Annotated in this window: 20 protein-coding genes; 9 read left to right on the forward strand and 11 right to left on the reverse strand. The window is 71.9% G+C overall.

Annotation, left to right across the window (positions count from 1 at the left end):
• Positions 1 to 10 precede the first annotated feature (10 nt).
• Positions 11 to 2,740 carry a response regulator gene (locus tag TSO352_RS01610; protein WP_247871838.1) on the reverse strand — a complete coding sequence of 910 codons (2,730 nt, stop codon included), beginning with the start codon at positions 2,738 to 2,740 and terminating at the stop codon, positions 11 to 13.
• A 217-nt stretch (positions 2,741 to 2,957) separates the two neighbouring features.
• Between TSO352_RS01610 and TSO352_RS01615 the strand changes: the two genes are divergently transcribed.
• Entirely contained in the window at positions 2,958 to 3,812 is an 855-nt protein-coding gene (locus TSO352_RS01615; RefSeq protein ID WP_109105651.1) for a DMT family transporter, read from the forward strand.
• Here the strand turns inward: TSO352_RS01615 and TSO352_RS01620 are convergent.
• Positions 3,772 to 4,713, reverse strand: a complete 942-nt coding sequence (locus TSO352_RS01620) for a LysR family transcriptional regulator (protein ID WP_109106616.1) — start codon at positions 4,711 to 4,713, stop codon at positions 3,772 to 3,774. The two genes, TSO352_RS01615 and TSO352_RS01620, sit on opposite strands and share 41 nt — an antisense overlap.
• Positions 4,714 to 4,847: 134 nt before the next feature.
• On the opposite strand from TSO352_RS01620, the gene TSO352_RS01625 reads away from it, so the two are divergent.
• Both TSO352_RS01625 and TSO352_RS01630 read left to right on the forward strand, forming a co-directional pair.
• Positions 4,848 to 5,861: a LysR family transcriptional regulator gene (locus tag TSO352_RS01625; RefSeq protein WP_109105652.1), complete on the forward strand. Its 1,014-nt coding sequence runs from the start codon at positions 4,848 to 4,850 to the stop codon at positions 5,859 to 5,861.
• 122 nt (positions 5,862 to 5,983) lie between these two features.
• Positions 5,984 to 7,075, forward strand: coding sequence for a Glu/Leu/Phe/Val dehydrogenase dimerization domain-containing protein (locus TSO352_RS01630; RefSeq protein ID WP_109105653.1), 1,092 nt, complete (start codon positions 5,984 to 5,986; stop codon positions 7,073 to 7,075).
• 15 nt (positions 7,076 to 7,090) lie between these two features.
• Here the strand turns inward: TSO352_RS01630 and TSO352_RS01635 are convergent, their stop codons facing one another.
• From TSO352_RS01635 to argH, 4 genes are all read right to left on the reverse strand, one after another.
• Positions 7,091 to 8,848, reverse strand: a complete 1,758-nt coding sequence (locus TSO352_RS01635; RefSeq protein ID WP_247871839.1) for an ATP-binding protein — start codon at positions 8,846 to 8,848, stop codon at positions 7,091 to 7,093.
• A 101-nt stretch (positions 8,849 to 8,949) separates the two neighbouring features.
• Positions 8,950 to 10,209 carry a diaminopimelate decarboxylase gene (gene lysA, locus TSO352_RS01640; RefSeq protein ID WP_109105655.1) on the reverse strand — a complete coding sequence of 420 codons (1,260 nt, stop codon included), beginning with the start codon at positions 10,207 to 10,209 and terminating at the stop codon, positions 8,950 to 8,952.
• Between the two features lie 35 nt (positions 10,210 to 10,244).
• On the reverse strand, positions 10,245 to 10,463 hold the full coding sequence (locus tag TSO352_RS01645; RefSeq protein ID WP_247871840.1) for a hypothetical protein: 219 nt from the start codon (positions 10,461 to 10,463) through the stop codon (positions 10,245 to 10,247).
• Positions 10,460 to 11,884: an argininosuccinate lyase gene (gene argH / locus TSO352_RS01650; protein ID WP_109105656.1), complete on the reverse strand. Its 1,425-nt coding sequence runs from the start codon at positions 11,882 to 11,884 to the stop codon at positions 10,460 to 10,462. The genes TSO352_RS01645 and argH overlap by 4 nt, the downstream gene beginning before the upstream one ends.
• Before the next feature lie 84 nt (positions 11,885 to 11,968).
• On the opposite strand from argH, the gene TSO352_RS01655 reads away from it, so the two are divergent.
• A complete protein-coding gene (locus TSO352_RS01655; protein ID WP_247871841.1) occupies positions 11,969 to 12,574 on the forward strand; it encodes a TlpA disulfide reductase family protein in 606 nt (201 codons plus the stop codon).
• Positions 12,575 to 12,672: 98 nt separating this feature from the next.
• Positions 12,673 to 13,431 (forward strand): cyclic nucleotide-binding domain-containing protein, encoded by a 759-nt coding sequence (locus tag TSO352_RS01660; protein ID WP_109105658.1) that lies wholly within the window; start codon positions 12,673 to 12,675, stop codon positions 13,429 to 13,431.
• Between the two features lie 12 nt (positions 13,432 to 13,443).
• Here TSO352_RS01660 and TSO352_RS01665 read toward each other — a convergent pair whose 3' ends face one another.
• From TSO352_RS01665 to hyi, 3 genes are all read right to left on the reverse strand, one after another.
• Positions 13,444 to 14,718 (reverse strand): glycerate kinase, encoded by a 1,275-nt coding sequence (locus TSO352_RS01665; protein WP_109105659.1) that lies wholly within the window; start codon positions 14,716 to 14,718, stop codon positions 13,444 to 13,446.
• Positions 14,719 to 14,953: 235 nt separating this feature from the next.
• The gene (gene glxR, locus TSO352_RS01670) at positions 14,954 to 15,838 is read right to left on the reverse strand and encodes a 2-hydroxy-3-oxopropionate reductase (RefSeq protein ID WP_109105660.1); all 885 of its coding nucleotides are present in this window, start codon (positions 15,836 to 15,838) and stop codon (positions 14,954 to 14,956) included.
• Positions 15,839 to 15,873: 35 nt separating this feature from the next.
• On the reverse strand, positions 15,874 to 16,668 hold the full coding sequence (hyi, locus tag TSO352_RS01675) for a hydroxypyruvate isomerase (protein WP_109105661.1): 795 nt from the start codon (positions 16,666 to 16,668) through the stop codon (positions 15,874 to 15,876).
• Between the two features lie 288 nt (positions 16,669 to 16,956).
• On the opposite strand from hyi, the gene TSO352_RS01680 reads away from it, so the two are divergent.
• Positions 16,957 to 19,020, forward strand: a complete 2,064-nt coding sequence (locus TSO352_RS01680) for an NADPH-dependent 2,4-dienoyl-CoA reductase (protein ID WP_109105662.1) — start codon at positions 16,957 to 16,959, stop codon at positions 19,018 to 19,020.
• A gap of 34 nt (positions 19,021 to 19,054) precedes the next feature.
• On the opposite strand, the gene TSO352_RS01685 is transcribed toward TSO352_RS01680, so the two are convergent.
• On the reverse strand, positions 19,055 to 19,480 hold the full coding sequence (locus TSO352_RS01685; RefSeq protein ID WP_109106618.1) for an Lrp/AsnC family transcriptional regulator: 426 nt from the start codon (positions 19,478 to 19,480) through the stop codon (positions 19,055 to 19,057).
• 95 nt (positions 19,481 to 19,575) lie between these two features.
• The gene (locus TSO352_RS01690) at positions 19,576 to 20,784 is read right to left on the reverse strand and encodes a glycosyltransferase family 9 protein (RefSeq protein WP_247871842.1); all 1,209 of its coding nucleotides are present in this window, start codon (positions 20,782 to 20,784) and stop codon (positions 19,576 to 19,578) included.
• A gap of 210 nt (positions 20,785 to 20,994) precedes the next feature.
• Here TSO352_RS01690 and TSO352_RS01695 point away from each other — a divergent pair, with 210 nt between their 5' ends.
• The 3 genes from TSO352_RS01695 to TSO352_RS01705 all read left to right on the forward strand — a co-directional run bounded on the left by TSO352_RS01695 (position 20,995) and on the right by TSO352_RS01705 (position 24,166).
• Positions 20,995 to 22,797, forward strand: a complete 1,803-nt coding sequence (locus TSO352_RS01695) for a DUF2491 family protein (protein ID WP_109105663.1) — start codon at positions 20,995 to 20,997, stop codon at positions 22,795 to 22,797.
• Positions 22,798 to 22,831: 34 nt separating this feature from the next.
• A complete protein-coding gene (locus TSO352_RS01700) occupies positions 22,832 to 23,257 on the forward strand; it encodes a DUF350 domain-containing protein (protein WP_109105664.1) in 426 nt (141 codons plus the stop codon).
• A 138-nt stretch (positions 23,258 to 23,395) separates the two neighbouring features.
• On the forward strand, positions 23,396 to 24,166 hold the full coding sequence (locus tag TSO352_RS01705; protein ID WP_109105665.1) for a hypothetical protein: 771 nt from the start codon (positions 23,396 to 23,398) through the stop codon (positions 24,164 to 24,166).
• The last annotated feature ends 220 nt before the right edge of the window (positions 24,167 to 24,386 follow it).

The following is a 24,386-nucleotide window of genomic DNA, read 5'->3' on the forward strand; positions in this document are numbered from 1 at the left end:
CGCCATCCGGTCAGCCCGACGGCGACGACGCCCGGTTCAGGCTGGCGGCCAGGGCGCGCGCGACCTGCCGCAGCAGGACGTCGCGGTCATAGGGCTTGCCGATGTGCCCGTCCATGCCGGCGTCGCGGCACTGGCGCCGCTCGTGGTCGGACGAGCCGGCGGTCAGCGCCAGGATCGGGATGCCGCCGCGCGGCTCCGGCATCGACCGGATGATGCGGCTGGCCTCCAACCCGTCCATCCCCGGCATCTGGACGTCCATCAGCACGAGGTCGTAGTCGCCGGTCCGCACCGCCTCCACCGCCGCGGCCCCGTCGGCGACCAGATCGATGCGGTAACCGCTGTCGCGGAACACCGCCGCCAGCAGCTCGCGGTTGATCGCCAGATCCTCGGCGATCAGCAGCCGCGCCGCGCCGGTCACGGCCGGCGCGGCGGGCGGCGGAACGGGCGTCGCCGGGGCGGGGATGGCCGGAACCGCCGAAACCGGCGGAACGGCGGCGAGGCGGCCGGCGATGCGCGCCAACTGCGCCCGCAACTCGTCGATCGAGAAGGGCTTGGCGACCATCGTCACGTCGGAGCCGAAGGCGGCGGTGTCGGCGACGGCGTGGGCGGCGAAGCCCGACGCCAGCAGGACGGGAAGGCCGGGGCGCATGCGCGCGGCCTGCCGCGCCAGCTCGGTGCCGTCCATGCCCGGCGGCATCACCACGTCGCTCAGCAGCAGGTCCAGCGGCTCAGGACCGTCCAGCACCACCAGCGCCTCGTTGGCGTTGGCCGCCTCGGTGATGCGATGCCCCCAGCCGCGCAGCAGGTTGGCGACCATGTCGCGGACGGTCGGGTCGTCGTCCACCAGCAGGATGGACAGCGGGCCCGCCACCCCGTTGACCGGCGTGATCGCCGGCGCAGTGCCCGGTCCATGGCCCGGCCCGGGCGGCGGCACCGCGTCGATCCGCGCCGGCGGCGGGGTGGGGCCGGACAGCAGCCGTTCCCGCGGCAGGCGCACCGTCACCGTGGTGCCGACGCCCAGCGTGCTGCGCAGCGACAGGGTGCCGCCATGCAGCTCCACCAGCCGCTTGGTCAACGGCAACCCCAGGCCGGTGCCGTCCGCCTGCCGATGGGCGGCGATTTCGACGCGGGCGAAGGGCTCCAGCACCCGGTCGATGTCCTCGCTGGGGATGCCCAGCCCGGTGTCGGTGACGCGGATCGTCGGCACGCCCTCGTCGAGCGTGGCCGACAGGGTGACCGACCCGCCGGCCGGCGTGTATTTCACCCCGTTGGCGATCAGGTTCAGCAGGATCTGGCGCAGGCGCCGGTCGTCGCCGCGCAGGTGCCGCACCGCCGGCGCCACCGCCGCCGCCAGCGTCACGCCCGCCCGCTCCGCCCGCGGCGTCAGCATGCGCAGGGCGAAGTCGGCCGCCGTCTCCAGGTCGCAGCGCTCCTCCTCGATCCGCAGGGCGCCGGCGTCCGCCCGGGCGTGGTCGAGGATCTCGTTGATCAGTTCCAGCACATGCTGGCCGCTGTCGCGCACGTTGGCGGCGTATTGCCGGTAGGACGGGACGCCGACCGGCCCCTCCGCCTCGCGCGCGATCAGGTCGGCGAAGCCGATCACCGCGTTCAGCGGCGTGCGCAGCTCATGGCTCAGGCTGGCGAGGAACTCGCCCTTGGCACGGTTGGCGGTCTCGGCGGCCCGCTGGGCGGCTTCCGCCATGCCGCGGGCGTGGTCCAGCGCGGCGGCCATCCGGGCGCTTTCGTCGCGTTCGGCGCTGGTGCGCTCGACGGTGGTGCGCGCCTCGGCCAGCTCGACCTGCGCCTTGCGCTCGCGGTCGAGGTAGCGCCAGCCCCAGCCCAGCGCCGCCAGCACCGCCAGCAGCCCGGCCGCCGCCTCCAGCACGGTGTGGAGCGTGCGGGTGCGCCATGCCGCCATCGCCTCGTCCTGGCCGATGCCGGTCAGCACCACCAGCCCGTAATCGCGGACGGTCCGGTAGGCGGCGATCCGCGTCACCCCGTCCAGCAACGACGGCGACAGGTACTGCCCCTCCGGCGCCTCGCGCAGCTTGGTCTGGAACAGCACGCCGCCGCTGACCGAGCGGCCGACCGAGGCCTCGGTGGCGGGACGGCGGGCGATGACCTCGCCGTCGGGGCGGTAGACGCCGATCAGCGGGTCGAACTCGAACCCCAGCAGCTCGTAGAAGTTGGTCAGGTGGTCGAGCCGGATCGCCGCCGCCACCACGCCGACGAAGCGCCCCTCGTCGTCGTGCAGCGGGCGGGACACCGAGAACACCAGCGGCTGCAGGCCCGGCCGGCCGGCCAGCCCGCCGCCGATGTACATCCGCGCGCCGTTGTGCAGCGCCTGGAAGCTCTCGCGGTCGGCGATCCTCATCACACGGTTGGGAAAGCTGGCCGATTCCAGCACGCTGCGCCCGTCGGCGTCGAACACCCACAGCGCTTCGGCCCCCTCGACATGGGCAGCGTATTCGCGCAGGCGGGTCCAGTGCTTCAGGTCGCGCACCCGCGCGGTGCCGCCGGCCTCCGCCACCATCGACGCGGTCTGGTCGAGCGCCACGTCGGCGGCGTGGATGGTGCGGTGGACATGGTCGTCCACCAGCCGGGCCATGTCGCGAACCATGGCATAGTGCCGCTGCTCGCTGTCCTGACGGTCGTGATAGATCCGATGCGCGGCGTTCCCGGCCATCGCCGCCAGGACGACCACCACCACCAGAGCGCCCCGCACGAAGCGTCCCACCACTCCCCCACTCGCGAACGATGACCGACCCGGATGTCCCGATGCTTCACAGCCAAACTATCATGGAAGCCGCGACACCGGTGGGCGAATCCATCGCCATTCCTCTCAGGGTTTCACCGGATGGTGTCCGGCAGGAGAGGCATGCAATCCAACCGCTTGCCAGCCGGCGCCGGCCGGTGGACACAGTCGACCCGATGATGGACGGCGGAGACTGTGCGGCATGCCAACCGATGCCCTGATCGCCGTGCTGTTCGGCGCCGCGCTGCATGCGGGATGGAACACCGCGATCAAGACCGGGGCGGACACCCGGCTGGACATGGCCCTGGTGACGGGCGGCTCGGCCGCCATCGCCCTGGCGCTGCTGCCCGTCCTGCCGGCCCCCGACGCGGCCAGCGTGCCCTACCTGCTGCTGTCCTTCGCCTTGCAGAGCGTCTACTACCGCCTGCTGGCGGCGGCCTACCGCACCGGCGACCTGAGCCACGCCTATCCGCTGATGCGCGGCACCGCCCCGCTGCTGGTCGCGGCGGCCAGCGGCGTCCTGCTGGGGGAGGCGCTGTCGGCCACCGCCTGGACCGGCATCCTGCTGGTCTGCGGCGGGGTTCTGGCCATCACGCTCGGCCGCGGCAGGGCCACGCGGCGGGGCGCTAACGGCCTCGCGACCACCGGCTTTTCCTTGGCGAACGCCGCGGTGATCGCCTCCTACACGGTGGTGGACGGGCTGGGTGTCCGGCTGTCCGGCCAGCCGGCGGCCTACACGCTGTGGCTCTTCCTGCTGACCGGGCTGCCCCTGCTGGCGGCGGCGCTGTGGCGGCAGCCGCGCCGGCTGGCGGCCTACGCGCGGACGCGCTGGTGGGTGGTGCTGGGGGGCGGGGCCTGCTCGGTCGGCTCCTACGGGCTGGCGCTGTGGGCGATGACGCGGGCGCCGGTCGCCTCCGCCGCCGCGCTCCGCGAAACCTCGATCCTGTTCGCCCTGCTGCTGTCGCGCCTGGTCCTGAAGGAGCGGGTCGGCCCGCTGCGTCTGGCCGCCGGCAGCGTCATTGCGCTGGGCGCGGTGGCGATGCGGCTGCCGGGCTGACCCCGGCCCCACGCATTTCCGCCGCCAGCAGGTTCAGGAACAGGGCGACGATCGGCTCCTCCCGCGCTTCGGGGGCGGTCGCCGCCTGGAACAGCGCCTTCACCCCGAACAGGTCGGGGCGGATCGGCCGCAACCGGCCGGCGGCGGTGTCGGCCGCGGCGTAATGGTCGGGCAGGTAGCCCAGATAGGCGCCGGACAGGATCAGCCTCGCCGTCGATTCCATGTCGCTGACCACCGCGCGCGGGGCGGCGATGGCGAACAGCTTCATGTCGCGCATGCCCCAATAGCTGCGGGCGACGATGCGGTGTTCACGCGCCAGCTCCACCGTGATGTCGGCGTCGTCGGTGTCGAACAGCGGGTGCCGCCGGCCGCAATAGAGGTTCTGCCGCTCCGTGTGCAAATCGGTGTAGTCGAGGCCGAGCGCGATGCGCGGAAAGCTGCCGATGGCGATCTGCAACTGGCGGGACACCACGTCGCGCAGCAGCTCGCTGGGCGGCCGGGTGGTGATGGAGACGACCACCTCCGGCGCCTCCTGGGCGAAGCGGGCGAAGACCGCCTCCAGCGGCAGGTTGGGGTCGGTGATGGTGTTGTCGACCACCCCCAGCGTCAGCGTGCCCGACAACCGGTTGCGCAACGCCCGCGCCCGCTGCTCGAAACGGTCGAGCGCCTGGAACAGGTGGCGCGCCTCCTCGTAGACCGCGTTGCCCTCGGTCGTCAGGGCGAAGCCGCCGCGCCCACGCCGGCACAGCGTCAGCCCCAGCCGGCTTTCCAGCGTCGCCATATGACTGGAGATGGTCGGCAGCGACAGGTTCAATTCGCCCTGCGCCGCGGCGAAGCCGCCCGACTCGGCGATGGTCAGGAAGATGCGCAGCAGGCGCAGGTCGGTGGTGTCCACATGCATGGCCGCAGTGTGGGCCAGCGGCCGGAGCCGACGCAAGCGGACCGGCGCTTTTCCGCGCCCGCCTTTTCCACGCCCGCGCCCCGCCGTCCGCGCTATCCTGGCGTCCGATCAGGGTTGACGGGAGCGTGATCCCCATGGCGGACAGGACCGAAAAAGCCGCCCACGGCGGCCCCCCGGGCGGCTTCCACGGCCGCATCAGCGACATCGACCTGCGGCTGCTGCGCGTCTTCCGCGCGGTGGTGGCGAACGGCGGCTTCGCCGCGGCGCAGGTCGAGCTGAACATCGGCCGCTCGACCATCAGCAAGCACATGGCCGACCTGGAGGAGCGGCTGGGGCTGACGCTGTGCCGCCGCGGCCGCGCCGGGTTCGAGCTGACCGAGCATGGCGCCGCCCTCCACGCCCACGCCGAGCGGCTGCTGACCTCGCTGGACGAGTTCCGCACCCAGGTCAGCGCGCTCCACACCGATCTGGTGGGCGAACTGCGCATCGGCCTGATGGACCACATGGTCAGCGACCCGGCCAGCCCGGTGCAGCCGGCGCTGACCCGGCTGGCCACCCGCGCGCCCGGCGTGACGCTCAGCCTGTCGATCCTGGCGCCCGACGCGGTGGAGGCGGCGCTGCTCGACAACCGCCTGCAGGTCGGCGTCCTGCCGGAGCGCGAGCGGCGCCCGCCCGGCCTGGTCCATCGCCCGCTCTACCGCGAGGATTGCTGCCTCTATTGCGGCCCCGGCCACCCGCTGTTCGACCACGCCGCCGACACCCCGGTCCACACCCTGCTGGAGCACGACTACGCCTCGCTGAGCTGGTCGGAGAGCCAGCATCTGGCCGGCCTGTTCGGCACCGGCTGGGCGCCGGTGTCGGTCACCGCCACCGCCCGCCAGATCGAGGCGATCGCCTTCCTGCTGCTGACCGGCCGCTATCTCGGCTTCCTGCCCCGCCATGTCGGGCGGCCCTGGGAGCGCGACGGCCGGCTGCGCCCGGTGCGGCCCGACCGCACCACCATCTCCACCGGGATGCTGGTCGCCACCCACGCCACCCGGCCGGAGTCCGCGGTGCTGCGCGCCTTCCTCGACGAACTCGCCGCCGCCGCCCCGCCACCAGCCCGATCGCCGGATGCCTCGGGGAAAGTTGCATCCGCGTTCACCTGAATGCCGACAGACCAACGTTTTTCCGCGATCCCATTCACCATACCCTGATCTTGACCACAACAACCATCCGCCTCACGGATCACTTCCGGACAGGCGGCCAAGCGGGTACGGGAGCAGGGACGATGAGCATCTTCGGCGCGGTCGATTTCCGGGAGCACGAGCAGGTCGTCTTCGTGAACGAGCCCTCCGTCGGGCTGAAGGCGATCATCGCCATCCACAACACCAGCCGCGGTCCGGCCTTCGGCGGCTGCCGCATGTACCCCTACGCCAGCGAGGAGGACGCGGTGCGCGACGTGCTGCGCCTGTCGCGCGGCATGACCTACAAGGCGGCGATCACCCGTCTGCCCTACGGCGGCGGCAAGTCGGTCATCATCGGCGACCCCGCCCGCGACAAGACCGCCGACCTGCTGCGCGCCATGGGCCGCGCCGTCGCCACGCTGCAAGGCCGCTACATCATGGCCGACGACGTCGGCACCACCGTCCGCGACATGGAGGTGGTGCGCACCGTCACCCCCTACGCCGCCGGCCTGCCCGACGCTGCGGGCGAGCCCTGCCCCGCCACCGCCTACGGCGTGTTCCAGGGCATCCTGGCGGTCGCCGCGCACCGCTTCGGCCGCCAGACCGGCAACGAAGGTCCCGGCAGCACCGGTCTCGATGGCAACGATCTGGAGGGACTGACGGTGGCGGTGCAGGGGCTGGGCAGCGTCGGCATCCGGCTGTGCCGCTACCTGCACGCCGCCGGCGCCCGCCTGACCGTGGCCGACCTGAACGCCGCCCGCGTCGAGGAGGCCGCCGACCGCTTCGGCGCCCGCCCGGTCCCGGCCGACGAAATCCTGTTCGCCGACGTCGACGTCCTGTCGCCCAACGCGATGGGCGCCGTGTTCGACGACGCCAGCATCGCCGGTCTGCGCTGCCGCAGCGTCTGCGGCGCCGCCAACAACCAGCTCGCCACCGAGGCGCACGGCGTGGCCCTGCACCGCCGCGGCATCCTCTACGCCCCCGACTTCGTCGTCAGCGCCGGCGGCCTGATCGACATCGCCCACGAAGGCCCGGCCTACGACCCCGCCACCGTGCTGGCCGACTGCGGGCGCATCCGCGGCATCACCCTGGACATCCTCCAGCGCGCCGCCCGCGACGGCCAACCCACCAGCCAGACCGCGCTCCGCATCGCGGAAGAGAACTTCACCGTGGGCGGAATGCGCCGGGCGGCGTAAGGGCCGGCTTCCCCCTCACCCCGGCGCGTCCAGCACGCCGCGCACCGTCTCGGCCAGATGATCGATGCCGAAGGGCTTGGCCAGCAGGTTGGTGCCGGGGTCGAGCACGCCGTTGTGGATCACCGCGTCGCCGCTGTAGCCGGTGGTGTAGAGCACCTTCAGGTCCGGCAGCCGTTCCAGCGCGGCGTCGGCGAGTTGGCGGCCGGTCATGCCGGGCATCACGATGTCGGTCAGCAGCAGGGTGACGTCCTGCCGGCCCGCCGGCCCGTCGCCGACGAAAACCCCACCGTCGATGATGCGCAGCGCCTCGGCCCCGTCGGCGGCGTGGATGACGGTGTAGCCGAGTTCGCGCAGCGCCTCGACGGTGAAGGCGCGGACCCGGTCCTCGTCCTCCACCACCAGGACGATCTCCTGCGGACGGCCGGCCAGCGTGGCGGCGAGGGAGGGGGAGGGCGTCGCCGCCGGCTCCGCGTTGCCATGGAAGCGGGGCAGGCAGAGCCGGAAGGTCGAGCCGACACCGACCTCCGACGTCACCCGGATGTGGCCGCCGGACTGGCGGGCGAAGCCGAACGCCTGGCTCAGGCCCAGGCCGGTGCCCTTGCCGACCGACTTGGTGGTGAAGAAGGGCTCGAACGCCCTGGCCACCACCTCGGGCGGCATGCCGGTGCCGGTGTCGGTCACGGCGATCGTCACATAGGGACCGGGCGCCATCATCTCGTCGGCGCTGGCGGCGTCGACCTCCAGGTTCGCGGTTTCGATGGTCAGGCGGCCGCCGTCGGGCATCGCGTCGCGCGCGTTGACCGCCATGTTCAGCAGGACGTTTTCCAGCTGGTTGCGGTCGGCGTGGATCGTCCACAGGCCGTCGGCGGTGACGAAGTCGATGGCGATGGTTTCGCCCAGCGTGCGGGTCAGCAGGTCGGTCATGCCGCGCACCAGCCGGTTGGCGTCGATCACCTCCGGCGCCAGCGGCTGCTGGCGGGAGAAGGCGAGCAGCCGCTGGGTCAGCGTCGCGGCGCGCGTCGCCCCATCCATCGCCCCCTCGATGTAGACGCCGACGTTGGTGTCGCCGCGCGCCAGCCGCCGTTGCAGCAGGTTCAGGCCGCTGATGACCACGGCCAGCATGTTGTTGAAGTCGTGGGCGATGCCGCCGGCCAACTGGCCGATCGCCTCCATCTTCTGGCTCTGGCGCAGGGCCGCCTGCGCCGCCACCAGATCGCGGGTGCGGTGCGCCACCTCGGCTTCCAGATGGGCGTTCATCGCGGCGACGGCGTTGCGGGCGCGCACGCTCTCCGTCGTCTCGATCACGGTGTCGATCATGCCGACCACCGCCCCGGTCTCGTCGCGCACCGGGCTGTAGCAGAAGGTGAACCAGACCGGCTCCGGCATGCCGTGACGGTTGATGACCAGGGGAAAGTCTTCGATGAAGGTCGCCTCGCCGGCGAAGGCGCGCTCGGCGATCGGGCCGATGAGGTGCCAGACCTCGGCCCAGACCTCGCGGAAGGAGCGGCCGAGCGCTTCCGGCTTGCTGCCCAGGATCGGCCGGAAGGCGTCGTTGTAGATGGTGACGAGCGACGGCCCCCAGACCACCGCCGAGGGAATGCGCGAATTCATGACGATGCTGACCGTCGTCCGCAGCGACGGCGGCCAGTGGCGCGGATCGCCGAGCGGCGTGACGCTCCAGTCATGGGCGCGCAGGCGCTCGCCCATCTCGCCGCCGTCTTCCCAGAAGGCGGCGCCATCCTCGATCGGAGGCTGTGAACTCTGCGAAGACAAGGATCCATCCTGTTGTCGTCGTGCCGCGCCCAGCGCGGCGACCGGCACGACGACAACAGCCGGAATCGTCTCCCATTCCCTACGACGGACCGTTCACCGGTTCAAAGCCAGTCGGGAACCCGCTCGGCCGCCAGCATCTCCTCCACCGTCGGGCGCGGGCGGATCACGGCGAAGCGGTCGCCGTTGACCAGCACCTCCGGCACCAGCGGGCGGGTGTTGTAGGTCGAAGCCATCACCGCGCCATAGGCGCCGGCCGACAGGAAGGCCACCAGATCCTCGTCGGCCAGCGGCGGCAGCGGGCGTTGCACGGCGAAGGTGTCGCCGCTCTCGCACACCGGGCCGACGACGTCGTAGGGCTCCTGCGCGGCGTCGGCCGCCGGTTCGGCGACCGGGACGATGCCGTGGTAGGCGTCGTACAGCGACGGGCGGATCAGGTCGTTCATCGCCGCGTCGACGATGGCGAAGCGGCGGTGCAGCCCCTGCTTCACGTAGATGACGCGGCTGACCAGGATGCCGGCGTTGCCGACCAGCGACCGCCCCGGCTCCAGCGTGATGCGGCAGCCGAGGTTGCCGGTGATGGAGCGCACCATCGCGGCGTAGTCGGCCAGATCGGGCGGCGCCTCGTTCTTGTAGGTGATGCCCAACCCGCCGCCGAGGTCGAGGCGCTGGATGTCGTGCCCGTCCTCGCGCAGCTGGTGCAGCAGCACCGCCACCCGCTCGTACGCCGCCCGGAAGGGGGCGAGGTCGGTCAGCTGCGAGCCGATGTGGACGGCGATGGCGACCGGCTTGATGCCCGGCAGGGCGGCCGCGCGGCGGTAGATCTCGCGCGCGTGGTCGTAGTCGATGCCGAACTTGTTCTCTTTCTTGCCGGTGGCGATCTTGGCGTGGGTCTTGGCGTCGACGTCCGGGTTGACGCGGAAGGCGATCGGCGCCTCCACCCCCATGGCCGAGGCGATCTCGCTCAGCGCCTCCAGCTCCGGCACCGATTCGACGTTGATCTGGTGGATGCCGGCCTCCAGCGCGGCGCGCAGGTCGGCCCTGGTCTTGCCGACGCCGGAGAAGACGATGCGCTCCGGCGGGATGCCGCCGGCCAGCGCCCGCGTCATCTCGCCCACCGAGACCACGTCGCCGCCGGCGCCGAGGTTGGCCAGCGTGCGGATCACCGCGAGGTTGGAGTTGGCCTTCAGCGCGTAGCACACCCCGGCGTCCTGCCCGGCGAAGGCGCCGGCGTAGGCGTTGTAGTGCGATTCCAGCGCCGCGGTGGAATAGAGGTAGAAGGGCGTGCCGACCTCGCGCGCCACATCCTCCAGCGACACCGACTCGGCGTGCAGCACGCCGTTGTGGTAGGCGAAGACGCTCATCGGTGCGCCATTGGGGATCCCGGTGCGGGGGGTGGTCATGGGAACTGCACTCCGGAGCCGGTCTTGCCCGCCTTGTCAGCGTTGGGCTTCGGATCGAGGGTCGGGTTGGGGTAGGTCCGGGGGAAGGGATCGACCTGCCCCTCCGGAACCGGGCTGTCGACGAACTTCGGCTTCTTGCCGCAGCCGGTCAGCGCCAGGGCGCCGGCCAGGGCCAGGACCGTCAGCGCCGTCCTGCGGGTCGGGGTGTGGCTCACAGAAAACGCTCCCGGGCGGCCTTCACCGCCTCCTGCACGCGGACCGGGGCCGGTCCGCCGAAGCTGGTGCGGCTGTTCAGCGACGCCTCGATGCTCAGCGCCGGATAGACGGCCTCGGTGATGCGCGGCTCGATCGCCTGCAACTCCGCCAGCGTCAGGTCGGTCAGGCCGACGCGGCGGTCCTCCGCCGCCTTCACGGCGCGGCCGGTGACGTGGTGCGCCTCGCGGAACGGCATGTCCAGTTCCCGCACCAGCCAGTCGGCGAGGTCGGTGGCGTTCAGAAAGCCGCGGTCGGCCGCCTCGCGCATCGCCGCCACGTTGGGCTGCATGTCGCGGACCATGCCCTCGGTCGCGGCGATGCACAGCGCCAGCGTGTCGTCGGCCTCGAACACCGGTTCCTTGTCTTCCTGCATGTCCTTGGAATAGGCCAGCGGCAGGCCCTTCATCGCGATCAGCAGCCCGGTCAGCGAGCCGATGACCCGGCCCGCCTTGGCCCGCACCAGCTCCGCCGCGTCGGGGTTCTTCTTCTGCGGCATGATCGAGGAGCCGGTGGTGTAGGCGTCCGACAGCTTGATGAAGCGGAACTGGGCCGAGCACCAGATCACGATCTCCTCGGCGAAGCGCGACAGGTGCATGGCGCAGATCGACGCCGCCGACAGGTATTCCAGCGCGAAGTCGCGGTCGGACACCGCGTCCAGCGAGTTGGCGGTCGGCCGGTTGAAGCCCAGCGCCTCCGCCGTCATGAAGCGGTCGATCGGGTAGGGGGTGCCGGCCAGCGCCGCCGAGCCCAGCGGGCATTCGTTCAGCCGGCAGCGGGCGTCGCGGAAGCGGCCGCGGTCGCGCCCGAACATCTCGACATAGGCCAGCAGATGGTGGGCGAAGCTGATCGGCTGCGCCGCCTGCAGGTGGGTGAAGCCGGGCATCACCGTCGCGGTGTTCTGCTCCGCCAGGTCGATCAGCGCCGATTGCAGCGCGGTCAGCCCGGCGATGGTCCGGTCCAGCGCGTCGCGCACCCACAGCTTGAAGTCGGTCGCCACCTGGTCGTTGCGCGAGCGGCCGGTGTGCAGGCGCTTGGCCGGTTCGCCGATCAGATCGGCCAGCCGGGCCTCCACATTCATGTGGATGTCCTCCAACTCCACCTTGAAGGTGAAGGTGCCGGCGTCAATCTCTGCTTTCACGCGGTCCAGCCCATCGCGGATGGCGTCGGCGTCGGCCTGGGTTATGATGCCCTGCTTGGCCAGCATCGCGGCGTGGGCCTTGGACCCGGCGATGTCCTGGTCGGCGAGCCGCTTGTCGAAGCCGATGGAGGCGTTGATCTTCTCCATGATGGCGGCGGGACCGCGCGCAAAGCGTCCGCCCCACATCTGGCTGGCGGCGGGGGCGGCGGCGGGGCTGTCTTGCGGGGTCTGATCGGCGCTCATGATGCGGTATCGGGCAATCGGGTAGGGGAGCGAGGAAGCGTGAGTATGCGGACTTTGGCGGCCGTCGCAACGGTTTGTGTGTGCATGGCCGGGGCCGGCCTGTGGTGGAGCGCCGGCGCGGCGCCCACACCTCCGGACGTGGCCCGTCTCGGCACCGCGGAGTCCGCCACTCCGGCGGCCGGCGGTGCCGACAAGCTCGACAAGTTCAAGGGGGCGGAGCCCAAGCCGATGCCGGCGCTGTCCTTCGTCGACGGCGACGGGCGGCGGGTCGATCTGGCCGATTTCAAGGACCGCGTCGTGCTGCTGAACCTGTGGGCGACCTGGTGCGGGCCTTGCGTGAAGGAGATGCCGTCGCTCGACCGGCTCCAGGCCCAGATGGGCGGCGACGCCTTCCAGGTGGTGGCGCTGTCGCTCGACCGCGGCGGGCGGACGGCGGTGGAGCCCTTCTTCGCCAAGACCGGCGTCGGCCATCTCGGGCTGTACCTCGACCCCGCTTCGGAATCGATGAAGGTGCTGGGCCTGCGCGGCCTGCCCACCACCATCCTGGTCGATCCCGAGGGGCGGGAGCTGGGTCGCGTCGAAGGGGCGGTGGAGTGGGATTCGCCGGAGGTCGTCGCCTTCCTGCGCCAGCAGCTCGGCCGCGGCTCGGCCCCGGCGCGCGGGCATGGGATGATGAAGACCGGCGGCTGAGGGGCGGGTGACGGGCGCGGGGCGACGCGCTACTCTGTTGCGGTGGCGTTTCCGCCCGCCCCAAGCCTGCCCATCGAGTCCGCCCACCGAGTTCGCCCATGCCCCAGTCCGCCGCCTCCGGCCCCAAGCGCTACAGCATCGGCCCCGGCATCGTGATGATGCGCCAGGGCGAGCGCGCCGACCGGGCGTGGCTGATCGAATCCGGCGAGCTGGAGGTGCTGCTGACCGCGCCGGACGGCTCGACCCGCCGGCTGGGCGTCGTCGGCAAGGGCGCGGTGGTCGGCGAGATGGCGCTGATCGACGACGGCGAGCGCAGCGCCACCGTGCGTTCCCTGACCGAGGTCGCCTGCGTCGAGGTGACGCGGGAGGCGTTCCGCGGCCTGCTGAAGCGCAGCCCGCCGCTGGCCTCCTACCTGCTGCAGAGCCTGATCGCCGCCATCCGCCGCGACTATGGCCTGCCGCCGACCGAGCGGATCGGCAACGCGGTGGATTTCCGCTCCACCAACTCGTTCCAGAAGGTGGTCGACCGCCGCATGATCCGCGAGGGCCATGTCTTCTTCGGCCCCAACGAGCCGGTCAACGCCGCCTACCTGATCCAGTCCGGCCGCGTCGCCCTGCGGCCCGGACGCGGCACGCTGGGCGGCGACCTCGCGACGCTCGGTCCCGGCAGCCTGTTCGGCGAGATCTTCCTGCTGACCGGCCGGCCGCCCGACGTCACCGCGGTGGCGGTCGCCGGCGGCGTCTGCGAGGTGATCGACCGCCGCAGCTTCGACGACGCGGTGTCCGCCATGCCGCCGATCCTGAAATCGCTGACCCGGATCTACATCGCGCAGTTGACGGCGGGGAAGGCGGGATGAGGCGCCCGGCGGTCAGCCGCGGTCGATCACGATCACCCGGAAATCGTTGACGTTGGTCCGGGTCGGCCCGGTGACGACCAGATCGCCCAGCGCCTTGAAGAAGCTGTAGCCGTCGTTGTTGGCGAGGAAGGCCTTGGCGTCGAGGCCCATCGCCTCGGCCCGCGCCAGCGTGTCGGGGCGCAGGATGGCGCCGGCGTTGTCCTCCGTCCCATCGATGCCGTCGGTGTCGAAGGCGGCGGCCGAGATGCCGGGCTGGCCGTCCAGCGCCACCGCCAGCGCCAGCAGGAATTCGACGTTGCGGCCGCCGCGGCCCTGGCCGCGCACCGTCACCGTGGTTTCGCCGCCAGACAGGATCACCGCCGGGACCGCGGCCGGTTGGCCGTGGCGGGCGACCTGCCGGGCGATGCCGGCGTGGACCTTGGCAACCTCGCGCGATTCGCCTTCGATGGCGTCGCCCAGGATGACGGGGGTGTAGCCGCGGTCGCGGGCCAGCGCGGCGGCCGCCTCCAGCGCGTCCTGCGGGGTGGCGATGATGGTGGTGATGGCGCCGGCCAGCCGCGGGTCGCCCGGCTTCGGCGTCTCGTCCGCCGCCGCTTCGAGGAAGGCGGCCACGGCCGGCGGCGGGGTGATGCCGTATTTCACCAGGATGGCGCGGGCGTCGGCGAAGCTGGTGGGGTCCGGCACCGTCGGCCCGCTGGCGATGACCGACGGATCGTCGCCCGGCACGTCCGACACCAGCAGCGACACCACCCGCGCCGGATGGGCCAGCGCGGCGAGCCGGCCGCCCTTCACGGCGGACAGATGCTTGCGGACGCAGTTCATCTCGCCGATGTCGGCGCCGCTCTTCAGCAGGGCCTTGGCGACGGTGCGCTTGTCCTCCAGCGTGATGCCGGGGGCCGGCAGGGCCAGCAGCGCCGAGCCGCCGCCGGAAATCAGGCAGAGCACGAGGTCGTCGGCGGTCAGCCCCTGCACCAGATCGGCGATGCGCCGCGCCGCGTCCTGCCCGGCGGCGTCCGGCACCGGGTGCGACGCCTGCACCACCTCGATCCGCTCGGTCGGCAGGTCATGGTCGTAGCGGGTGACGACCAGCCCGGTCAGCGGCCCCGGCCAATGGTCCTCCACCGTCTTCGCCATGGCGGCGGCGGCCTTGCCGGCGCCGATGACGACCGTGCGGCCCTTCGGCGGCCGGGGCAGCGCCGCCGGCAGCCGGGTGTCGGCGGTCACCGCGGTCAGGGCGGCCCGGAACAGGTCGTGGAGCAGGGCGTCGGTGGTCGGGGCGGTGGTCATGGTCGCTCGGCGAGGTTGGAGACCGGGGCGGTTAGGATGCACTGGATTGGGGGGTGGGCCAATGGTTTGGGTGGGGTGGTGGCGCCGGTTGCCCCCTCCCTAACCCTCCCCCTCTCCCGCGGGAGAGGGGACTGCCGCCGCTATGCGAATCCACCCTCTCCCGCGAGAGCGGGGGAGGGAGGGACCCGCGGCAAAGCCGTGGGAGGGAGGGGGCAACCCGGCGCCGAACCTCACCTCACTTCGCCCCCACCTCATGCCCCGCCAGCAGCTCCAGCGCGCGGAGCATGCCGGAGTGGTCCCAGGCGGCGCCACCCTGGGCGACGCAGGCGTTGAACAGCTGCTGGCAGCTCGCGGTGTGCGGCAGCGACAGGTTCAGGGCCTTGGCGCCGTTCAGCGCCAGGTTCAGGTCCTTCTGGTGCAGCTCGATGCGGAAGCCGGGGTTGAAGTTGCGGTTGATCATCCGCTCGCCATGGACCTCCAGGATGCGCGACGAGGCGAAGCCGCCCATCAGCGCCTGACGGACCTTGGCCGGATCGGCGCCCGCCTTGGAGGCGAACAGCAGCGCCTCGGCCACCGCCTCGATGGTCAGCGCGACGATGATCTGGTTGGCGACCTTGGTGGTCTGGCCGTCGCCGTTGCCGCCGACCAGCGTGACGTTCTTGCCCATCTTGTCGAACAGCGGCTTGACCGTCGCGAAGGCGGTGTCGGGGCCGCCGACCATGATGGTCAGCGAGGCGGCCTTGGCGCCGACCTCGCCGCCCGACACCGGGGCGTCGAGGTAGTCGCAGCCCAACTCGTTGATGCGCTTGGCGAACTCCTTGGTCTCGATTGGCGAGATCGAGGACATGTCGACCACGATCTTGCCGGCCGACAGGCCGGACGCGACGCCGTTCTCGCCGAACAGGGCGGCGGCGACGTGCGGCGTGTCGGGCACCATGGTGATGATGACCTCGGCCGCCGCGGCGACCTCCGCCCCGCTGGGGCAGGGGATGGCGCCCTTGGCCGTCAGTTCCGCCGACACCGGCTTGATGTCGTGGACGTAGAGGGTGTGACCGGCGTCCAGCAGGTGCCCCGCCATCGGGGTGCCCATGATGCCGAGACCGATGAATCCGACCTTCATTGCCGTGGTCCTTATCTTGCGTGGAATTGGGGTGCTCAGGCGTGCGCCGGTTCGGTCTTGTAGGGGGCGAACCAGCCGAGCCCCGCGTCGGTCGTCGTCTTCGGCTTGTACTCGCAGCCGACCCAGCCGCTGTAGCCGATGGCGTCCAGATGCTGGAACAGGAAGGGATAATTGATCTCGCCGGTGCCGGGCTCGTTGCGGCCGGGGTTGTCGGCCAGCTGGACATGGGCGATGCGGGCGAGGTTGGCCTCGATGGTGCGGGCCAGATCGCCTTCCATGATCTGCATGTGGTAGATGTCGTATTGCACGTAGAGATTGTCGGAGCCGACCGTGTCGATCAGGTCGAGCGCTTGGCGGGTGCGGGTCAGGTAGAAGCCGGGGATGTCGCGGGTGTTGATCGGCTCGACCAGCAGCCTGATCCCGGCGCCGGCCAGCGCGTCGGCGGCGTAGGCGAGGTTGCCGACCAGCGTGCGCTCGGCGGTCGCGGCGTCGGCGCCGGCCGGCAGGATGCCGACGAGGCAGTTCACCTGTGTGCAGCCCAGCGTTCCGGCGTAGTCGATGGCGCGGGCGACGCCGTCGCGGAACTCCTGCACCCGGTCGGGCAGGATGGCGATGCCGCGCTCCCCGCCGCCCCAGTTGCCGGCCGGCAGATTGTGCAGGACCTGGGTCAGGCCGTGCCGGCGCAGCTTCTCGGCCAGCGCGTCGGCGGAGAAGTCGTAGGGGAACAGATACTCCACACCACGGAAGCCGGCATCGGCCGCCGCGGCGAATCGGTCGAGGAAAGCGTGCTCGTTGTAGAGCATCGTCAGGTTGGCGGCGAATTGCACCATGGCCGAACTCCGTGTTGCGCGATTGGCGTCGCGATGGCCGCCGCGGATGGAGGGGCGGCCCTTGGGTGCGGAGCTTGATCGCCGCGCAGGGCCTTGAGCCAGTTCGCCGAACGGCTTTTTCACCAAGCGGAAAGGGGGACGGACAGCGGGGCACCCCAACGACCGGGAAAGTGGCCGGGAGAGCCGCTGCGGAACCACATTGACGCTTACGTCAACCTGATCTAGGCTCCGCCTCACGGATCATCCGTATTCCCAGCGCCGCCCGCCATCGCCAGAGGACGTAGCCCCGTGACCCAGCCCTACCCGAACCTGCTCGCCCCCCTCGACCTCGGCTTCACGGTGCTGAAGAACCGGGTGCTGATGGGGTCGATGCACACCGGGCTGGAGGATCGCCGCCGCCATTTCCCGCGGCTGGCGGCCTATTTCGCCGAACGGGCGCGCGGCGGGGTCGGGCTGATGGTGACCGGCGGATTCGCGCCGAACGTCGAGGGTTGGCTGTCGCCTTTCGGCTCCACCCTGGCGCGGCACAGCTCGGCGCGGGCGCACCGGGTCATCACCGACGCGGTGCACGCCGAAGGCGGCCGGATCGCGCTGCAGATCCTGCACGCCGGCCGCTACGCCCACAGCCCGCTGTCGGTGGCGCCGTCGCGCATCAAGTCGCCGATCACCCCCTTCACCCCGCGGGCGCTGACGGCGCGCGGCATCGAACGGCAGATCCGCGCCTATGTCCGCTGCGCCGAGCTGGCGCGCGAGGCCGGCTACGACGGGGTCGAGGTGATGGGATCGGAAGGCTACCTGATCAACCAGTTCCTGGTGACCCACACCAACCAGCGCACCGACCAGTGGGGCGGCGCCTTCGAGAACCGCATGCGCTTCGCGGTGGAGATCGTGTCGCGGATGCGCGAGGCGGTCGGCCCCGACTTCATCATCATCTTCCGCCTGTCGATGCTCGACCTCATCCCCGACGGCAGCAGCTGGGAGGAGGTGGTGCAGCTCGCCACCGCCATCGAGGCGGCCGGCGCCACCATCATCAACACCGGCATCGGCTGGCACGAGGCGCGGGTCCCGACCATCGCCACCAGCGTGCCGCGCGCCAACTTCGCCTGGGTGACCGGCAAGCTGAGGGGGGCGGTGTCCATCCCGCTCTGCACCACCAACCGCATCAACACGCCCGAGGTGGCCGACCGCGTCATCGCCGACGGGCTGGCCGACATGGTGTCGATGGCCCGGCCCTTCCTGGCCGATCCCGACTTCGTGCGCAAGGCCGCCGCCGGAACGCCGGAGGCGATCAACAGCTGCATCGCCTGCAACCAGGCCTGCCTGGACCACATCTTCTCCGGCAAGACGGCGACCTGCCTGGTCAACCCGCGCGCCTGCCACGAAACCGAGCTGACCATCACCCCCGCCGCCGTCCGCAAGCGCGTCGCCGTGGTCGGCGCCGGCCCGGCCGGCCTCGCCTGCGCCACCACCGCGGCTGGGCGCGGCCACGAAGTCCACCTGTTCGACGCGGCGGACGAGATCGGCGGCCAGTTCACCATGGCGAAGACCATCCCCGGCAAGGAGGAGTTCGACGAGACGCTGCGCTACTTCCGCCACCGGCTGGCCGAGACCGGCGTGGCGCTGCATCTGGGCCAGCGGGTGACGGCGGCGGATTTGACGGCGACGTCGGCCGGTGGGGGCTTCGACGCCGTGGTGCTGGCGACCGGCGTCGTGCCGCGCGACCCGAAGATCCCCGGCCAGGACCACCCGAAGGTGCTGACCTACATCGACGTGCTGCGCCACGCCAAGCCGGTCGGCCGCCGTGTCGCCGTGGTCGGGGCCGGCGGCATCGGCTTCGACCTTTGCGAGTTCCTTGCTCACGATGGGGCTCAGGACGGGCCGTCGCCCAGCCTGGATCCGGCGCTGTGGCGTGCCGAATGGGGGGTGGCCGATCCGGCCGAGGCCCGCGGCGGCGTCGCCGGCGTCCGCCCGCATCCGGCTGCCCCGGCGCGGGAGATCGTCCTGCTCCAGCGCAAGGCGACCAAGCCCGGCGCCGGGCTGGGCAAGACCACCGGCTGGATCCACCGGGCGCAGTTGAAGATGAAGAACGTCCAGGCGCTGGCCGGCGTGAATTACGAGCGGATCGACGACGAGGGCCTGACCATCAGCTTCGGCGAGAAGCACGAACGCCCGCAGACCCTGGCGGTCGACAACATCGTGCTGTGCACCGGCCAGGAGCCGCTGCGCGACCTGCAGGCGCCGCTGGAGGCCGCCGGCATCACCGTCCACCTGATCGGCGGCGCCGACGTGGCGGCCGAACTGGACGCCAAACGCGCCATCGACCAGGGCACGCGGCTGGCGGCGGTGCTGTAGGGGCGGGGGGCGGGGGTTCGTGCGCCGAACGCCCCTACCGCTCCATCTTGGTCGACAGCACGATGGACGACATCGTCCGCTCCACCCCCGGCAGGCGGCCGATGGTGTCGAGCGCCGTGTCCATCGCGTCGTGCGTCTCGGTGCCGACGGTGGCGCACAGGTCGTACTGGCCGCTGATGCTGTGCAGGCGGATCACCTCCGGCATCTTGCGCAGCGCGTGGACGGCACGGTCGGCCAGCCTGGCGTTCACGCTGATCATCACCAGGGCCGACACGCCGCGCTTGGGCGCGCTGTCGCCCAGCCTCACCGTGTAGCCGGCGATCACCCCCTGGCGCTCCAGCCGGGCCAGCCGGTCCTGCACGGTGGAGCGCGACAGCCCCAGCGCGCGGCCGAGCGCCGCCGTGCTGGTCCGCGCGTTCAGCGTCAGCAGATCGATCAGCCGGCGGTCGAGATCGTCCATCGGGTCCAGGGCCAAGGGGGACGGTAAGGGGCGGAAACGCTCAGGCTTGTGATAGCCGGGGCCGGCTGCGGCGGCAAGGCCGGAACCCGCCGCCGCTACCCGGCCGTGCCGAAGCGGCTGGCGCGGAGAAACTCGGCGATGCGGTCGGCCGCCGCGCCAGGGTCGATGGCGGCGATGCAGTGCGGCTCCGACGACAGGCACTTGTCGGTGCAGGGCGCCACCGCGTGCGGCGGCTGGACCACCAGCACCGCATCGCCCCAGGGGCGGAAGCGTTCCGGCGCGTAGGGGCTTTGCGGATCGCCGCCGATGGGGTGGCAGAACAGCGTCGCGACCGGCGTGCCGACCGCCGCCGCCATGTGGGCCGGGCCGGTGTCCATCGCCAGCAGGGCGTCGGACGCGGCGACGATCGCCGCCAGCTCGCGCACGCCGGTCCGCCCGGTCAGGTCGAGCACGGGGCAAGGCATTCCGTCCGCCAGCATTCCGTCCGTCAGCCGCGAGGCCCGCTCCACCCCGTCGGCGGTGCCCAGCAGGACAAGGCCGCCGACCCCCGTCGCGCGGACGACACGGTCCAGCAGGGGGCGCAGCCGGTCGATCGGGTAGTTCTTGCGGGCGATGGCGGTGGTCGGCGCCACCGCCAGCAGGCGGCCGGGTCGACCGCCGGGAAAGGCGCCGAGCCGGCAGACGGCGGCTTCGCGCTCGGCGGCGGACAGCGGCAGGTCGAGGGTACCGTCGCCGGGATCGGCCGCCCCCAGCGCCGCCAGCAGGGCGAGGTTGCGCTCGACCTCGTGGCGCACCGGGCCGGCCGGCAGCACATGGGTGTAGGCGGCGTCGAAGCCGCGGTTGCCCGCCGCCTTCCAGGGGGTGACGGTTTCGGAATAGCCCAGCCGGACCGGGGCGCGGGTCGCCGCCGCCAGCGTGGCGGCACCACCCTTGTCGACGTCGAAGCGCAGGGTGACGACGAGGTCGAAGCCGGCGCGGAAGGCGGCGGCGAAGGCCTGGAGGTCGTCGGGGGTGCGGCCGCGGAAACTGAACTTCCCGCCGGCCACGTCGCCGACCGGCGTCACCACCGCGTCGGCCCAGGGGCAGGGACCGCCCGGTTCCCCCGCCAGTTCCAGCACCGGCGCGGTGACGGCCAGCGCGATGTGGGCCTGCGGCGCATAGACGCGCAGGCCGCGCAGAAAGGGCGTCGCCAGGATGAAGTCGCCCAACTCGTCCAGCTTGATGACGAGGATCCGCGCCGCGCGCGCCAGCGCGTCCGGCGGGACGGCCGGCTGCGCCGCGCCCGCGCCGCCCATGGTCCGCATCGGATTTTCCGTCGGCATCGTCGTCCCGCACCGTCCATCGCTTGATCGAGGCGGGCATGATCCACCAGGGCCGGGCGGAAAGGCAAGGCACAGCGCCTCCAGCCCCTTGACATCAAACAGGTTGAGAAGTGTCGCGTGCGCGCCTAGCTTCGGTCACGGATTGCCTGGGACCGGACGGTTCGCGGTACCGGGCGCAGCGTGAGGGAACGGATGACGCAGAACGCCGCAGCCCGGCGGCTCCAACGCCTACGCGCCGCCGCCGTCGCCGTGCTGATGGCGCTTCAGCCGTTGGCGGCCCCCATCGCCGTCCTGACGGCGCCGGTGCCGGCCGTGCCGCTGGTGACCGCCGCCACCGCCGCGGCCGTCATCACCCTGACCCCCGACGAGGCGTCGGCCCGCGCCGGTTCCAGCAGCCGGTCCTCGTCCGGCGGCTATTCGCGGCCGTCGTCGTCGCGCACGCCGTCCGTCGGCGGCAGCAGCGGCGGCTATTCCCGCCCCTCCACCTCGCGCACGCCATCGACCGGCGGCAGCGGCGGCGGCTGGTTCTCCGGCGGCTCCTCCTCATCCAGCGGCGGCTACGCCCGGCCGGGCGCCGCGGCCCCATCCGTCGCCGCTCCGCCGACCTCGGCCGGCGACCGCGCCATCAGCCAGCAGGGCTCGGCCGACGCGCTGAACCGCTACCGCACCCGCCAGGACGCCGACCGCAACCCGCCGCCGACGGCGCAACAGCCGACGCAGCCCTCCGGGACCGGTTCCAGCGGATCGGGCTGGAGCTGGGGCGGTGGCTCCAGCGGTTACGGCCGCACGCCGTCGACCCGGCCGGCCCCCGTCAACCCCTATGGCGGCTATGGCTGGAGCCCGCCGCCCTACGCCTACACCGCGCCGCGGCGCTTCGGGCTGTGGGACGGGCTGTTCCTGTGGTTCATGCTCGACACGCTGACCCGGCCCGGCCACGCCTCCTTCTTCCACGACAACGCCAACGACCCCGGCTATCGCGAGTGGCGGCAGGAGGCCGACCGGCAGGCGAAGGACAACGCCGAGCTGCGCGCCAAGCTGGACCAGCTCGACCAGTCAATGGCGGCGCAGGCCGACGCACCGCGCGAGCAGGGGCGGCTGCCGCCCGACGTGCCGGCGGATCTGGCCCGCGCCGATTCCGGCAGCTCGGCCGGCGCCACCGACGCGGCGCGGGCCGACGCCGCGAAAGCGGGGCGCGGCTCCGGCATGGGCGGGTTCTGGTGGTGGGGCATCCTGCTGCTGGGCGCCGCCGTGCTGTTCCTGCTGTGGCGGGCGCGGCGCCGGATGGACAACCCGCCCGCAAAGACTGCGGCACCGGTATCAAAGGGAGGATCGGACGTGCCCCTGTTCGGAACGCTCGGCAACTACGTGAACCAGAAGCTCGGCGGCCAGCGCTACAGCCCGTCGCTGTTCCGCGTCGGCATGACCGTCACCATCGACCCGGCGCCCTTCCTGCTGGCGGAGGGTGTCACCAAGGTCAAGGCGCCGGACACCGGCACCGACCGTCTGGTGTCGATCGAGGCGGTGGGCACCGTCACCTCCGGCCCGGCCACCGTCTACCGGCTGCACCTGCCGGGCAGCGGCTTCTTCCAAATCCATCTCGGCGCCGACGGCCAGCCGGACGAGTGCCGCTATTTCACCCCGCTGGACAGCGTCACCCCCGCCGACGAGGGCGAATGGGGCTTCTGGCTCGACGACGCCGAGGGGATGATCGGCTGGCCGGAGTTCCAGACCAAGGACGGCAAGGTCTATCCGCGCGTCTGGCAGCCGGGCACCAGCCGGATCCAGCCCTTCACCCTGAGCGAGGCGCGCCAGACCCTGCGCGGGACCGAGACGGTGGTCAGTCAGGCCATGCTCTACGGCGCCCCCACCGGGGCCGCCGCCCCGGCGCCGGAGCGCGAATACATCCTGGTCGAGGCGGTGGAGCGCGGCGGCTTGGCCTCGGTCGAGGTGTCGGCCGGCATCGACGTCAACCCCGCCTCCCTCTCGCTCGCCTGATCACACCCCACCCCAAGACAAGAGTGCCGGCCCCATGGAAAGCACCTTCGGTTCCATCCTGACCGCGCTCGGCACCGGGCTTCCGGTGCTGCTGGTCCAGCTCGCCGTCACGCTGGCGCTGCTGGCGGTCGGCGTCGCCGTCTACACCCGCATCACCCCCTTCAACGAGCGCCAGCTGGTGGCGGAGGGCAACCCCGCCGGCGGCCTGACCCTGGCCGGCTCCATCGTCGCGCTGGCCATCCCGCTGGCGGCGACGCTGGCGACCAGCAGCGTCGTGCTCGACATCCTGCTGTGGGGGGTGGTGGCGCTGATCCTGCAACTGGTCGCCTTCGCGGTGGCGACGCTGCTGATCCGCGACCTGCGCGGCCAGATCGAATCCGGCAACGTCGCCTCGGCCGCCGCCCTGGTCGGCGTGCAGCTGGGCGTCGCCCTGATCAACGCCGCGGCGCTGGCCGGCTGACCGCGGCGAAAAACTCCCCCAAGCGGTAAGGATGGGGGTCTGGTCAGCGCCATCGACCCACCCCATCTGTGCGACGACGCGCCGTTCGGGCTTTCGTCCGCGGCGCCTCCAACAACCCATTTCGACAGGAAATCCGCCATGCTCGCGTTCATCCGCAACCTTATGGGTGTCAAGACCGACCAGGCCGTGCAGGGCGCCATGGAGGCGCTGGTGCGCTGGGATCCCAAATCCGCGACGGAAGCGGAGCTGCGGACCATGGAACAGCATCTCGACGGTCTGGGCCGTCAGGTGGCGGAGGCCCGCGCCATCCACGACCGCGAGCAGCGTGAAGCCGACGCGATCAAGGCGCTGTCGGGCCAGCGCATGGCCGCCGCCGAGCATCTGCAGCGCCAGATCGACGCGGAAACCGACCCGTCGCGCAAGGCCGGCCTGGAAAAGAGCCTGGAGACCATCGTCGCCATGCTGGAAGAGATGGCCCCGGAGATCGACCGCGAGGTCCGCGACGCGGTGGAAGCGCGCGAGTTCCTGGAGATGCTGGAAAAGAACTACGCCGAGGCCGGCGCCAAGCTGAAGGCCGCCCGCGCCGAACTGACCCGCGCCCAGCGCGACATGGGCCGCGCCGACCAGCAGCGCGCCATGGCCGAGCGTCAGGCCGAAGCCGCCCGCCAGGCCGCCGGCCTCGCCGGGGCGACCAGCGGCCTGACGGTGGCGTTGAAGGCGATGCAGGACACCGCCGCCAAGGATCTGGCCGCCGCCGAGGCCGCCAACGCCAAGGCCAAGCTGCTGCGCCCGTCGGTCCCGGAAAAGGAAGACCCCAACATCGCCGCCGCGCTGGCTGCCGCCTCGGGCAAGCCGACCGCGAACAGCCTCTCCGACCGTCTGGCGGCGCTGAAGGCGAAGCAGGGCTGAGGGTGTGCGGGGATCGGCGGGGGCGGGGTGCCTCCGCCGATCCTTACGGCTTGGGGGAGGGGCAGCGGCGCGGGGGCGTTAATATCAATACCGTTCACTTGAGCACCGTTCACTTGAGCGGTTTTGCTCTGTTGAATCTGGCAGGTTTTCCTCAAGGGGAAGCGGCCATGGCCCGGCCGTTTGCACCCCTGGCGAAGGGGGGACACGGATCCGCGTTCTT

It is taken from the genome of Azospirillum sp. TSO35-2, from assembly GCF_003116095.1.
Classification (GTDB): Bacteria; Pseudomonadota; Alphaproteobacteria; order Azospirillales; family Azospirillaceae; genus Azospirillum.

Coding starts and splice junctions, on each gene's coding strand:
- TSO352_RS01615 (WP_109105651.1), top strand. CDS start 2,958: ATGCCAACCGATGCCCTGATCGCCGTGCTGTTCGGCGCCGCGCTGCAT.
- TSO352_RS01620 (WP_109106616.1), bottom strand. CDS start 4,713: ATGCATGTGGACACCACCGACCTGCGCCTGCTGCGCATCTTCCTGACC.
- TSO352_RS01625 (WP_109105652.1), top strand. CDS start 4,848: ATGGCGGACAGGACCGAAAAAGCCGCCCACGGCGGCCCCCCGGGCGGC.
- TSO352_RS01630 (WP_109105653.1), top strand. CDS start 5,984: ATGAGCATCTTCGGCGCGGTCGATTTCCGGGAGCACGAGCAGGTCGTC.
- lysA (WP_109105655.1), bottom strand. CDS start 10,209: ATGAGCGTCTTCGCCTACCACAACGGCGTGCTGCACGCCGAGTCGGTG.
- argH (WP_109105656.1), bottom strand. CDS start 11,884: ATGAGCGCCGATCAGACCCCGCAAGACAGCCCCGCCGCCGCCCCCGCC.
- TSO352_RS01655 (WP_247871841.1), top strand. CDS start 11,969: ATGGCCGGGGCCGGCCTGTGGTGGAGCGCCGGCGCGGCGCCCACACCT.
- TSO352_RS01660 (WP_109105658.1), top strand. CDS start 12,673: ATGCCCCAGTCCGCCGCCTCCGGCCCCAAGCGCTACAGCATCGGCCCC.
- TSO352_RS01665 (WP_109105659.1), bottom strand. CDS start 14,718: ATGACCACCGCCCCGACCACCGACGCCCTGCTCCACGACCTGTTCCGG.
- glxR (WP_109105660.1), bottom strand. CDS start 15,838: ATGAAGGTCGGATTCATCGGTCTCGGCATCATGGGCACCCCGATGGCG.
- hyi (WP_109105661.1), bottom strand. CDS start 16,668: ATGGTGCAATTCGCCGCCAACCTGACGATGCTCTACAACGAGCACGCT.
- TSO352_RS01685 (WP_109106618.1), bottom strand. CDS start 19,480: ATGGACGATCTCGACCGCCGGCTGATCGATCTGCTGACGCTGAACGCG.
- TSO352_RS01690 (WP_247871842.1), bottom strand. CDS start 20,784: ATGCGGACCATGGGCGGCGCGGGCGCGGCGCAGCCGGCCGTCCCGCCG.
- TSO352_RS01695 (WP_109105663.1), top strand. CDS start 20,995: ATGACGCAGAACGCCGCAGCCCGGCGGCTCCAACGCCTACGCGCCGCC.
- TSO352_RS01700 (WP_109105664.1), top strand. CDS start 22,832: ATGGAAAGCACCTTCGGTTCCATCCTGACCGCGCTCGGCACCGGGCTT.
- TSO352_RS01705 (WP_109105665.1), top strand. CDS start 23,396: ATGCTCGCGTTCATCCGCAACCTTATGGGTGTCAAGACCGACCAGGCC.